The sequence below is a fragment of the Streptomyces sp. NPDC014006 genome (assembly GCF_043088925.1).
Lineage (GTDB): Bacteria > Actinomycetota > Actinomycetes > Streptomycetales > Streptomycetaceae > Streptomyces.
In genome coordinates this window covers 784,736-796,762 of record NZ_JBICAJ010000002.1, presented here as the reverse complement: position 1 = coordinate 796,762, position 12,027 = coordinate 784,736, and the positions used below count along the sequence as shown (strand labels likewise).

The 12,027-nt window shown below is 74.0% G+C and carries 8 protein-coding genes; all 8 read right to left on the bottom strand.

Going from position 1 to position 12,027, the window contains the following annotated elements; all coding sequences use genetic code 11:
* Positions 1–46: 46 nt before the first annotated feature.
* A complete protein-coding gene (locus ACF1GV_RS10055; RefSeq protein WP_391679256.1) occupies positions 47–970 on the bottom strand; it encodes an LD-carboxypeptidase in 924 nt (307 codons plus the stop codon).
* A complete protein-coding gene (locus tag ACF1GV_RS10050; protein ID WP_391679258.1) occupies positions 967–2,898 on the bottom strand; it encodes an LpqB family beta-propeller domain-containing protein in 1,932 nt (643 codons plus the stop codon). Before ACF1GV_RS10050 ends, ACF1GV_RS10055 begins: the two co-directional genes overlap by 4 nt.
* A gap of 12 nt (positions 2,899–2,910) precedes the next feature.
* Positions 2,911–4,215 (bottom strand): M20/M25/M40 family metallo-hydrolase, encoded by a 1,305-nt coding sequence (locus tag ACF1GV_RS10045; RefSeq protein WP_391679261.1) that lies wholly within the window; start codon positions 4,213–4,215, stop codon positions 2,911–2,913.
* Positions 4,208–5,041, bottom strand: coding sequence for a M55 family metallopeptidase (locus ACF1GV_RS10040; RefSeq protein ID WP_391679263.1), 834 nt, complete (start codon positions 5,039–5,041; stop codon positions 4,208–4,210). Before ACF1GV_RS10040 ends, ACF1GV_RS10045 begins: the two co-directional genes overlap by 8 nt.
* Before the next feature lie 612 nt (positions 5,042–5,653).
* The gene (locus ACF1GV_RS10035; protein WP_363261945.1) at positions 5,654–6,001 is read right to left on the bottom strand and encodes a DoxX family protein; all 348 of its coding nucleotides are present in this window, start codon (positions 5,999–6,001) and stop codon (positions 5,654–5,656) included.
* Between the two features lie 106 nt (positions 6,002–6,107).
* Positions 6,108–6,833 carry a class I SAM-dependent methyltransferase gene (locus tag ACF1GV_RS10030; protein WP_391679265.1) on the bottom strand — a complete coding sequence of 242 codons (726 nt, stop codon included), beginning with the start codon at positions 6,831–6,833 and terminating at the stop codon, positions 6,108–6,110.
* A 100-nt stretch (positions 6,834–6,933) separates the two neighbouring features.
* A complete protein-coding gene (locus tag ACF1GV_RS10025; protein WP_391679267.1) occupies positions 6,934–9,384 on the bottom strand; it encodes a SpoIIE family protein phosphatase in 2,451 nt (816 codons plus the stop codon).
* Between the two features lie 160 nt (positions 9,385–9,544).
* Positions 9,545–11,959, bottom strand: coding sequence for an MFS transporter (locus ACF1GV_RS10020; protein WP_391679268.1), 2,415 nt, complete (start codon positions 11,957–11,959; stop codon positions 9,545–9,547).
* Between the last annotated feature and the right edge of the window lie 68 nt (positions 11,960–12,027).

Sequence of the window (12,027 nt, the reverse complement as noted above, 5' to 3'; positions counted from 1 at the left end):
TACCGCGGAGGCCCGTCAGGAGGACCAGGCGGGACCAGGGGCCCGGTCAGGTCAGCGCCGGCTCGTCCAGCGTCAACGTACCCACCTCCGCGTCGAGTTCGGCCGCGACGCCGAACGGGAGCGTCAACGCCCCCTGTCCGTGCCCGAATCCGAACTCCTCGGCGACGGGCACGCCGAGCCCGCCGAGCCGGTCGGCGAGCAACGCCCGCACCTGCTCGTACGGGCCGCACTGCTCCCAGGAGCCGAGCAGCACCCCGCGTACGCCCTCCAGCCAGCCCGAGCGCAGGAGCTGGGTGAGGTAGCGGTCCAGGCGGTAGGTCTCCTCACCGACGTCCTCAAGGCACAGCAGTCCGCCCCGCGCGGACGGCCGGGCGTGCGGGGTGCCCAGTTCGGCGGCGAGCAGGCACAGGCAGCCGCCCAGCAGCACGCCCCGCGCCCGCCCGGGCACCAGCGCGCCGCCGCCCGAGGTGATCGTGCGGACCGTCTCCGGGGCGAACAGCGTGGCCCGCAGATGCTCCTGGGCGCGGGCGTTCTTGACGAAGTCGACCCCGGCGGCCATCGGCCCGTGCAGGGTGACCAGGCCGAGCCGGGTCGCGAACGCCTCGTGCAGCGCCGTGATGTCGCTGAAGCCGACGAACACCTTCGGTCCGGCGGCCGCCATCGCGTCCCAGTCGAGCAGGTCGGCCATGCGCTGCACGCCGTAGCCGCCCCGCGCGCACAGCACGGCGTCGACGGCCGGATCGCACCAGGCGGCCTGGAGGTCGGCGGCCCGGTCCGTGTCGGTCCCGGCGAGGTAGCCGAAGTCGCGGTGCCGGTCGAGCACATGGGGTGCGACCACCGGGTCCAGGTCCCAGCCGCGCAGCACGTCGAGTCCCGCCTGCAGCCGCTCCTCGGGCACAGGTCCGCTGGGTGCGACGACGGCCACGCGGGCGCCGGGAGCGAGGCGGCGGGGCCGCGGCAGCGGCTTCACTTGGTCAGCTCCAGCCGCGGGACGCCGGTCGCATTCATCCCGAACACCTGGGCGTACAGGGACAGTTCGGCTTCCAGGGCGCGGATCATGGTCTCCGCCCGGCGGAAGCCGTGCCCCTCCCCCTCGAAGGCGATGTAGGCGTGCGGCAGCCGCCGGCCCTCGAGGCGGGCGAGGAACCGCTCGCACTGCGCCGGCGGGCAGATCACGTCGTCGAGCCCCTGAAGCAGGAGGAAGGGCGCGGTGATCCGGTCGGCGTGCGTCAGGGGCGAGCGCTCGGCGTAACGTTCCGGGCTGAATGGTCCGACCAGGGAGTCGAGATAGCGGGACTCGAAGTCATGGGTGCCGCCCGACGCCCAGCCGATGAGGTCGAGCACGGGGTAGATGATCGTGCCGCAGGCGTAGACGTCGGTGGTCGCCAGGGAGGCGGCCGCGGTCCAGCCGCCGGCGCTGCCGCCCCGGATCGCCAGCCGGGCCCGGTCGGCGGTGCCCTCCTCGGCGAGGGCGAGCGCGACGGCCGCGCAGTCCTCGACGTCGACCACGCCCCACTGTTCCCGCAGCCGCTCGCGGTAGACGCGCCCGTATCCGGTGGAGCCGCCGTAGTTGACCTCGGCCACCCCGATGCCGCGCGAGGTGAAGTAGGCGATCTCCAGGTCCAGCACGAGCGGGGACCGGCCGGTGGGCCCGCCGTGCGCCCACACGACGTACGGGGGCAGCTCGCCCTGCGGTGCCGCGCAGTGCGGGTGGTGGGGCGGGTACACATGGGCGTGGATCTCGCGTCCGCCGGGGCCGGTGAAGGTCCGGGCCTGTGGCTCGGGGCAGTAGGCGGGGTCGACGGCGTCCTCGTGGTCGGCGCCGATCACCCGGGCGCGTCCGGTGCAGGTGTCCAGCTCCACGACCTCGCCGCCGCTGCGCGCACCGGCGCCGACGGCGAGGACCCGGTCGCCGTGCACGGCGAGGGTGGCGGCGAACTCGGTCCACGGGCCGACGGCGTCGACCAGGTCGCCGGTCTCCGGGTCGAGTATCCCGAGGACGGCGGGCCCGCGCCCGTGCAGCACGGCGATCAGTCCGCTCTCCAGCGGCGCGAACCAGCGCTGCCCCAGCTTCCACAGCGGCCCGCCGAACTCCTCCTCGCGCGGGCACAGCGGCTCGCCGTCGCGGTAGAGGTTCCACCAGCCGGTGCGGTCACTGGCGTACAGCAGCCGCCCGTCCGCCGACCAGTCGGCCTGCGCGACGGACTCCTGCTCACCGCCCGCGATGACCCGCGGCTCCCCGAAGGTGCCGTCCGGGCCGACGTCGGCCACCAGCAGCTCGGTGCCGTCCCACGGCATCCGCGGATGGTCCCACGCCAGCCAGGCGGCCCTGCGCCCGTCCGGTGCGAGCCGCGGCCCGGTGACGAACCGGTGCCGCTCACCGGTCAGTTCGCGCACCGCGCCCCGGTCCTCGGCGGCCGACCCGTCCAGCGGTACGGCGGCCAGGACGCGCCGCACGTCGGTGGGCGCCGGGCCGGTGAACTCCTCCAGCACACACCACACCTCGCCACGGGCGAGAAGGATCTGCGGTTCGGCCCAGCGCGGCCCGGCCGGCGTCAGCGGGCGGGGCTCACCACCGGGCTCGTACACATACAGCCGCTGGTCGGCGAAGTGCGTGAACACCACGAGCGGCCGGCCCTCGTGCAGCGCACCGGCCCAGGGCCGTCCGCCGTACTCGATGACCCGGCTGCGCACGTTCCACGGCGCGGGCAGCACCGGCTCCCGCCGGCCGTCCGCGTGCCGCCGCACCAGGGTGCGCCGGCCGCCCTCGGTGGGGCGCGGCTCGGTCCACCAGGCCTCGTCGCCGACGAAGCCGACGTACTCGGGGTACCCGTCGTGGGCCGCGGCGAGCGCGGCGTCGATGGGCGACGGCCACGATCCGTACGGCAGGGTCTGCACGGTGTGTCTCTCCTAGGCTGTGCGCAGGAAGCGGTCGAGGACGCGGACGCCGAAGTGCAGTGCTTCGACGGGCACGCGCTCGTCGACGCCGTGGAAGAGAGCCTGGTAGTCGAAGCCCTCGGGCAGCTTCAGCGGCGTGAAGCCGTAGCCGGTGATGCCGAGCCGGGAGAACTGCTTGGCGTCCGTGCCGCCGGACATGCAGTACGGCACCACGTGCCCCTCCGGCGCGAACTCCTCGACGGCGGCACGCATCTTCGCATACGTCGGCGAGTCCACCGGTGCCTGGAGGGCGACCTCGTGGTGGTGGAAGGCCCAGTCGACGTCCGGCCCGGTGAGGTCGTCGAGGGTCGCGCGGAACTCGTCCTCGTGGCCTGCCAGATGGCGTCCGTCGATATGGGCGACGGCTTCGCCCGGGATGACGTTGACCTTGTAACCGGCGTCCAGCATGGTCGGGTTGGCGCTGTTGCGGACCGTCGCCTCGACCAGCTGGGCGGCCGGGCCGAGCTTGGCCAGCAGCGCGTCCACGTCACCGAGGTCGGGCTCGACGCCGTACAGCGTGGCGAGTTCGGTGAGCGCGGCCCGCACGGTCGGGGTCAGGCGCGTCGGCCAGCTGTGCTCGCCGATGCGGGTGACGGCGGCGGCGAGCCGGGTCACCGCGTTCTCCGCGTTGACCTTGGAGCCGTGTCCGGCCCGGCCGCGCGCGGTGAGCTTCAGCCAGCCCGTGCCGCGCTCGCCCGCCGCGATGGGGTAGATCTGCCGCCCGGAGCCGTCGTGGAAGGTGAAGGCGCCGGACTCGCTGACACCCTCGGTGCAGCCCTCGAACAGGTGCGGATGGTGGTCGGCGAGGAAGCCGGAGCCGTCCTCGGCGCTGGCCTCCTCATCGGCGGTGAACGCGACGACGATGTCCCGCCGGGGCCGGAAGCCCTCGCGGGCCCAGGCACGCACGACGGCGAGGATCATCGCGTCCATGTTCTTCATGTCGACGGCCCCGCGCCCCCACACGACGCCGTCGCGCACCTCCCCGGAGAAGGGGTGCACGCTCCAGTCGCGCGCCTCGGCCGGTACGACGTCCAGGTGACCGTGGAGCAGCAGCGCGTCCGCGGACGGGTCGGTGCCCTCGATCCGGGCGACGACGTTGGTACGGCCCGGTGTCCGCTCCAGCAGCACGGGTTCGAGCCCCGCCCCGGCGAGCCGTTCGGCGGCGTACTCGGCGGCGGGCCGCTCCCGGCAGTCGCCGCCACCGCGGTTGGTGGTGTCGATGCGGATGAGGCCGGAGGTGAAGTCGACGACCTCGTCCAGGGCCTGCTGGTCAGCCATACTGCTCCTCCACGGCGGCCGAGGCGATGGTGGTGACCGCCTTGAACGTACGGATCCCCTCGTACATGGTGGCGCTGGTGTACGCCACCTTCCGCTCCCCGATCCGGCCGACGCCGGGCACGACGGTCGCGGCCATCGCCAGGTGCTCGGCGTCGAACTCGACGGCTACAGTGAACGGGCCGCCGTCCGCGGCTTCCTGACGCACCGCCAGCCGAGCGGCTTCCTTGGCGGCGGCGCGGATGTCGGCGGCGGTGCGTGCCGGGGTGCGGCACACGGCGGCGTACCGCGACACATGGTCCTTCACGGCGACCTTCAGCGCCTCGGGCGCGTAGCCGAGGGCGTCCTCGCAGGCGACGTCGTCCCCGGTCACCAGGATCACGGGCACCCCGTACTCGGCGACGACATGCGCGTTCAGCAGTCCTTCGCTCGCGCGTACGTCGTTCAGCCAGACGCCGGTGATCTGGTTGGCGAGGTAGGTGTGGGCCAGGACGCCCTCCATGCCGGCGCCCGCGTGGTAGCCGACGAACGCGATGCCGTCGATGTCGCCGTGCTGCACGCCCTCGACCATGGACAGCGCCTTGTGCCGGCCGGTGAGCATCTGCGCCCGCTCGTCGAGCTGCTCCAGGAGCAGGTTGCGCATGGTCCAGTGGGCCTCGTTGATCAGCACCTCGTCGGCGCCGCCGTCGAAGAAGCCCTGCACGGCCGCGTTGACGTCGGAGGTGAACATCGCCCGGCACCGCTCCCACTGCGGCGTCCCGGGCAGCACGTCCGCCGGCCACGTCACCCCCGTGGCGCCCTCCATGTCGGCGCTGATGAGGATCTTCATGCTGCGCCACGTTACGCGCCGACCGCCCCGGCGACCAGGCTCCGGCCCGGGTGTCCCCCGCGGCGCGCCGGACGCCCCCGAGCGGGCGGGAGGACCCGCCCAGCGCCTCGGGGTGCGCCACGCCCACGCCACAGGCGATCGGACCGGCGTTGGCCCATCGCTGGGCCCCACCAGACCGCCGGGCCGCCCGAGCAGGGGACGACCCGGCCGACGGGCCGCCGAGCGCGGGATGACCCGGCCGACGGGCCGCCCGCGCGCGGGACGCCCCGACCACCGGGACCGTGACAGGCTCCCGGGCGGTCCGAACCGGGGCCCGTCCCTGGCGGACGGCGGCGGGCCCTCGGCCCCGAACGGGACGGCCGGCCTTCGGGGGGTTGCCGTGATCGACCGGCGGATGCCGGGAGGGCCCGACCGTAGGCGGCGGCGCCACGTCGCCGGGTCACCCAGGAGCCGGAGGACCCCACCGCCGGGGCGTCAGGCAGCCCGAGTGCGGGGTCCGTCCGCCGGAGGTGCCCGGCAGGCTGTCCGGCCGTCGCCCGCACACGCCGCCGCCCGGCCGCGGGTGCGTGCGGCCGGGCGGCGCGCCGGTCCTGCGGTCCGCCGTGCCGGTGGTCAGGCCGCCAGGCCCAGCACCAGGGACGCCACCACGGGCGCCGCGTACACCAGCGGGAACGGCACGTGGGAGAACCAGCGGGCGCGGGCCACGGTGATCGCCGCGCCGAGGAAGTACAGGATCAGGCCGGCCGCGGCCAGCCGCCCGATCGCCGGCACGGCCAGGCCGACGAGCAGACCCGCCGCTCCGGCGGCCTTGGCCGCGCCCAGCCACGGCCACCAGCTGCGCGGGACGCCGTAGTCGGCCAGCGGCTTGACGGTCCACTCCGCGTGGAGGAAGACCGAGCCGGCGGAGAAGGCCGCCATGGCGGCCCCGAGGACCGTGACGACGAGGTAGGCGGTGGACATGGCTGCTGCTCCTTGGCGGTGACGACTGTGCTGCTCTGTCACCGGTCTGACGAGACACACGGCCCGGATGTGACCGGCACGGCGCAACCAGGAGCCGTGACCGCGGTCACACCTGCCTGCGGGCCAGCACGAACCAGTGCGCGGGCAGCTCCAGCAGGCTGCCGTCGGGCAGGTACTCGGTCTGCGCCAGTGCCGTGTCGCCCTCGGCCAGGGTCTCCAGGCCGGCCCCGCCCAGCAGGTGCCGGATCTCCTCGTCGGGGGCGTCGGCCGGCTTGAGTCCGTGCTCGAAGACCCGGCGCAGCTTGGGCCCTGGCCCGCCCGGCCCTTGCGCGGCCCGCTGCAGCACCTCGCGGGAGCCGGAGGTCAGCTCCACGACGAAGGCCCGGCCGCGGGCGCCGGTCAGCTCGGCGACGGCCGCCGCGACCGCGGACCGCGCCTCCGGCTCGCTCTGGTGGATGACCGCCCGCATATAGACGTTGGTGTCACCCAGCCGCTCGTGCAGGGCGCGCACGGCGTCCGCGTCGGTCAGGTCGAGCTGCTGGAACTCCACCCCGTCGCCCTCCCCGCCGCGCCGCGCGTGCTCGACGGCCGCGTGGGACAGGTCGACGCCGACGGCCCGCGCGAACCGGGTGGCGAGATAGCGGGTCTGGGTGCCGTTGCCGCAGCCGAGGTCGACGACGGGCAGCGCCGGGTCGGCGTGGGGCAGCAGCAGCTCGGTGTGCGGGACGGCGGTCAGCTCCACACCGGCGTCCCATATCGCCTCGCCCGGCTCGTCGGATGTCTTCTCCCAGTAACTCTCCCAGGCATTACGGTAGTTGTCCGAGACGTTCATGCGTGCTCCCCAGGGTCGGCGTCATGATCGACATATCGCGACGCCCGGGGGCACGACAAGGGGTCGGGGGCAGGCTTTCACCCGGTGTTCGAGGAGATGGTCAGGATGACAACGCCTGTTCGAACCACACGGTCTTGCCGTTGCCCTGCACGCTGGCGCCCCACTCCCGGGCCAGCCGGCTGACCACGCGCAGTCCGCGCCCGTACTCCTGCTCCCGCCCGGAGTCGAGCAGTGCGGGCAGGTCGGCGCCTTCGTCGGTGACCTCGACGAGCAGCGCGTCCGCGAGGACGAGCCGCAGCCCGATCCGCCGTCCGCCGGTGTGCCGCACGGCATTGGTGACGACCTCGCTGACGAGCAGCTGTGCCGTCTCCACCGCGTCGGCCAGGTCCCAGCGCAGCAACTGGTCGCGAATCAGCCGGCGGGCGCGGCCCACCTCGCGCGGATCGTGGTCGAGCGGCCACTCGGCGACGTGACCGGTGGGGATGCCGTTGAGCCTGGCCATGAGGAGCGCGACGTCGTCCTTGCGTTCGCCGCGCGTGTTGAGGGCCCGGATGATGGTGTCGCAGGCGTCGTCCATGGAGGCCGCGGGATGCGCGGCGGACTCGCACAGCGCGGCCAGCCCGTCCCCGATGTCCGCGCCGCGCACCTCGACGAGCCCGTCGGTGCACAGCACGAGCCGGTCACCGGGCGCCACCCGCACCACGGCGGTCCCGAAGGGGACACCGCCGAGGCCGATGGGTGCGCCGGTCGGCACGTCGAGCAGCTCGCTGCGCCCGTCCTCGGCGCGTACCAGCACCGGCGGGATGTGCCCGGCGTTGGAGATCCTCAGCTCGCCGTGGATCGGGTCGTACACGGCGTACAGGCAGGTGGCGAGGTAGGTCTCGCCGAGCCGCCGGGCCAGGTCGTCGAGGTGGCGCAGCAGCTGGGCGGGCGGCACCTCCATGGCGGCCATGGTCTGCACGGCCGTACGCAACTGGCCCATCATGGCCGCGGAGTTCAGGCCGTGGCCCATCACGTCGCCGACGACGAGGGCGGTGCGGGCGCCGGGCAGTTTGATGGTGTCGAACCAGTCGCCGCCGACCCGGCCGAGGCGGGTGCCCGGCAGATAGCGAGTGGCGGTGTCGCAGCCCGCCATGCGCGGGGCGACCTGGGGCAGCATGCTGTCCTGGAGCGTCTCGGCGACGTTCTCCTGGTAGGTGTACATGCGGGCGTTGTCGAGCACGAGGCCTGCACGGGCGGCGAGTTCGGCGCCGGTGGTGCGGTCCATGTCGTCGAACGCGGCGCGGTCGGGGCGGCGCATGAGCACCATGAAGCCGAGGACGACGTTACGCGCCTTGAGCGGCACGATCAGCAGGGAGCGGCCGGTGATCAGCGGCCTGAGGTCGCGCTTTTCGAACTCGCCGGAGATCCGCTCACTCAGCTCGGGGCTCACCCGCTCGATGAGGACCGGTTCGCCCGTGACCATGCACCGGTAGAAGGGCGTGTGCTCGGGGAAGGCGAAGGTCTCGCCGACCGGGACGGTGTCGTCCCAGCGGCCCGGTTCGTCGTTGTGCTCGACCCAGACGCGGTGCATCACCGTCCGGGCGTCCGGCGGCCCGTCCGGAAAGTCCTCACCGGCCAGGACGGCCGCGCGCAGATGGGTGCCGGCGAAGTCCGCGAAGCGGGGCACCGCGGCGCTGGTGACCTCGCGGATCGTCGCGTCGAGGTCGAGGGAGGAGCCGATGCCCCGGCTGACCTCGTTGAGGAACTCCAGCCGCTCGCGTACGGCCGCGTACTCCAGGTCCTCCTCCGCGCCCGCCGGTACGGCCGCCGGCGCCACCGTCCGCGTTCGCTCGACGAGCGCCGGCGCGCCCCGGTCGGCGCGGCGCGGCACACCCCAGTCGGGGGTGACGGGCACGCGGTCGAACTGGCTGAACTCCAGGACCGGGTAGCCCAGTTCGAGCACCTGCGAGACGATCCGGGCGCTGGGGCCGGGGCCCATGTTGGGCAGGATCTCCGGCAGCCGGCGGGCCAGGCCGTCGGCGTCGGGCAGTTCGGTGTGGCGGGCGAAGCCAGGGGAGATCCGCTCGATCACCTCGTCGTCGTAACCGCGTTCGGCGTGCAGCCGGGCCGCGTCGGCGGCGAGCACCAGCAGCCGCGCGGAGTCGGGGCCGACCAGTGGGTAGGCCCACCACAGGACGTCGAGGCGGTCGCCCTGACCGGGGTGGGCGACGCGCGCCCGGCCCGCCGCCGGGTAGGCCGTGCGGCCGCCGAGCGAGGCGCCCAGGTCGGGGCCGAGGCCGTCGTAGGCGTCGTAGGCGTCCAGTGTCGGCCCGTCCTCCAGGTCCTCGGGCAGCGCGCCGGAGACCGGCAGCAGATCGACGGCGGCGTGGCCGACGGCGTCCTCGCGTGCGGTGCCGAACAGCCGCCGCGCGCCGGTGCTCCAGTGGGACACCAGGCCGCCCCGGTCGACGACGACCACGGCGAGCGGGATCCGCCCGGCGTCCGCCCGTGCGGTCTCGCCGCCGGCCGCGCGGCCGGGGTGCACGCCCGCTTCGGTGCCATGGTCCATGGCCCAGGCCCCTTCTCCCCCTCGACGTCACGTGGGTTCCCCGTGGGTGCCGCGCACTCAAGATCTGCGCCGCTCTCCCACGGTACGGTGACCGCGCACCGTGGTGTACGGCAATCACAGGAATTGCCGCGACCGGATGCGCCGTCACGCGCCCTGCGGCTCAGTCCTCGTGGCCGAGTTGCAGGTCCCGTTCGGTACGGCCACCGCCGGCCACCTGCAGGACGGTGGCGACGGGCGGGTAGCCGGCGGCGATGACGGTGTACTCGCCGGACGACAGGTCGACGAAGCGGAACGCGCCGTCCCCACCGGTGGTGAGGGTGTCGACGACGTTGCCGGCCGCGTCGAGCAGCGTCACGCGCGCGTCCTCCACCGGCCGGCCGCCGCTCGCCCGCACGGTGCCGCGCAGCACGGCGCCGCCCGCGAGTTCGACGTCCTGCCGGGTCTCGCGGGAGGCCTGCACGGTGACCGGGAGGGCGGCGGGGCGGAAGGCGGGGGCGCTGGCGGCGAGGGTGTATTCGCCGGCGACGAGTTCGGTGATGACGTAGCCGCCCTCGCGTCCGCTGCGGGTGGTGGCGACGACCTCGCCGTGCACATTGGTGAGGGTGACGGCGGCGTCCCGCACGGGGGTGCCGTCGGCGGTGAGCACACTGCCCGCGAGGCGTCCGGCGCCGCCCAGGACGACGTCCAGCTCGACGGGCCGCTCGCCGACGGTCACGGAGACGGCCTGCGGCTGGTGCCCGCCCGCGGCGGCGATCAGGACGTACGCGCCGGAGCCGGGCGTGGCCAGCGCGTACCGCCCGTCCTCGCCGCTGGCGCCCCGGCCGATCTGCTGCCCGGCGACGTCGATGAGGGTGAGCGCCGCGCGCGGTACGACGGTGCCGTCGGGGTGCTGCACCGTGCCGCAGACGGGGATGCCGGCGGCGTGGGGGGCGCGGGCCTGCGGGACGCTCGCGTGCACGGGCCCGGTCTCCGTCTCGGGGGCGGGAGCGTTGTGGGACTCTGCAGTGGTCAACAGGGGGGTCTCCTTGAGGAAGAAGGCGATGAGGAGGCCGAGGACGAGCACCGGCACCAGGTAGAGGAAGATGCGCGGCATGGCGTCGGCGTACGCCTGGATGTAGGCATCGCGCAGGGCGGGCGGCAGCCGGTGGACGAGCTGCGGGGTGATGGACTCGGCGTCGGGCAGTGCGGCACCCGCGCGTGCCGGGAGGCGGTCGGCGAGGGCGTCGGTGAGCCGGTCGGCGAAGAGGGTGCCGAAGATCGCGGCGCCCACGCTGCCGCCGATCTGCCGGAAGTAGTTGTTGGCGCTGGTGGCGGTGCCGAGGTCGGCGGGGCGCACCGAGTTCTGCACGGCGAGCACCAGGACGGGCATCACCAGGCCGATGCCGGCGCCGAGCACGGCCATCCAGATGCTGTAGTGCAGCCGCGGGGTGTCCACTTCGAGCCGGGACAGCAGCCACATACCGAGCGCGGAGACGGCACCGCCGAGCACCGGGTAGAGCTTGTAGCGGCCGGTGTGGCTGATGAGCTGGCCGGAGACGACGGAGGCGACGACGATGCCGCCCATCATGGGCAGCATCAGCAGGCCGGACTCGGTGGCGGAGGCCCCGTCGACCATCTGCAGGAAGGTCGGCAGATAGCTGGCGGCGCCGAAGAGGGCGACGCCGATCACCAGGCCGACGAGCGCGGAGACGTTGAAGACGGAGTCGCGGAACAGCCGCAGCGGGATGAGGGGTTCGGCCGCGCGGTGCTCGGTGAACAGGAACAGCGCGGCGGCGACGACCGCGCCCGCGCCGAGCCCGGCGATGACGCGCGAGCCCCAGGCGTACTCGGTGCCGCCCCAACTGGTCAGCAGCACCAGGCAGGTGGACCCGGCGGCGAGCAGCAGGGTGCCGAGGACGTCGAAGCGGGGCCGGGCGGTGGGCTTGGGCAGTTTCAGTACGACGGTGACGACGGCGAGGGTGAGCAGGCCGAAGGGGACGTTGATGTAGAAGCACCAGCGCCAGGAGAGGTGGTCGGTGAAGTAGCCGCCGAGCAGCGGTCCGGCGACGGAGGCGAGGCCGAAGGCGGCGCCGATCAGGCCCATGAACCGGCCGCGCTGCCGGGGCGGCACGATGTCCGCGATGATCGCCTGGACGCCGATCATCAGGCCGCCCGCGCCGACCCCCTGCACGGCCCGGAAGGCGATCAGCTGGTCCATGCTCTGCGCCCGTCCGGCGAGCGCGGAGCCGATGACGAAGACGACGATCGCGAACTGGAAGACGCTCTTGCGGCCGAGCAGGTCGCCGAGTTTGCCGTAGACGGGCAGTCCGACGGTGGAGGTGAGCAGGTAGGCGGTGATCGCCCAGGACATCCGCTCCAGGCCGTGCAGCTCGCCGACGATCTTCGGCAGGGCCGTGGCGACGATCATCTGCTCCAGCGCGGCGAGCAGCAGCGCGAGCATCAGCCCGAGGAAGACCAGGCGCACCTGGCGGGGGGTGAGCCCGGCCGGATCGCCGGGCTCGGGCGCGGGAGGTGCGGGCGGCGCCGCGACCGGCGGTTCCTGCAGCTCCTCCTGCGTCAGGGTGATCCCGCCCACGTGCCGCTCCCCTCGTCGCGCCTGCCACACAATTCCCGCGTAAGGCGACAACTACGGGCAGGCGAGAC

Excerpts from the sequence above, each read along its gene's own strand:
- ACF1GV_RS10030 (WP_391679265.1), bottom strand. The coding sequence starts at position 6,833 with ATGAACGTCTCGGACAACTACCGTAATGCCTGGGAGAGTTACTGGGAG.
- ACF1GV_RS10045 (WP_391679261.1), bottom strand. The coding sequence starts at position 4,215 with ATGGCTGACCAGCAGGCCCTGGACGAGGTCGTCGACTTCACCTCCGGC.
- ACF1GV_RS10025 (WP_391679267.1), bottom strand. The coding sequence starts at position 9,384 with ATGGACCATGGCACCGAAGCGGGCGTGCACCCCGGCCGCGCGGCCGGC.
- ACF1GV_RS10035 (WP_363261945.1), bottom strand. The coding sequence starts at position 6,001 with ATGTCCACCGCCTACCTCGTCGTCACGGTCCTCGGGGCCGCCATGGCG.
- ACF1GV_RS10040 (WP_391679263.1), bottom strand. The coding sequence starts at position 5,041 with ATGAAGATCCTCATCAGCGCCGACATGGAGGGCGCCACGGGGGTGACG.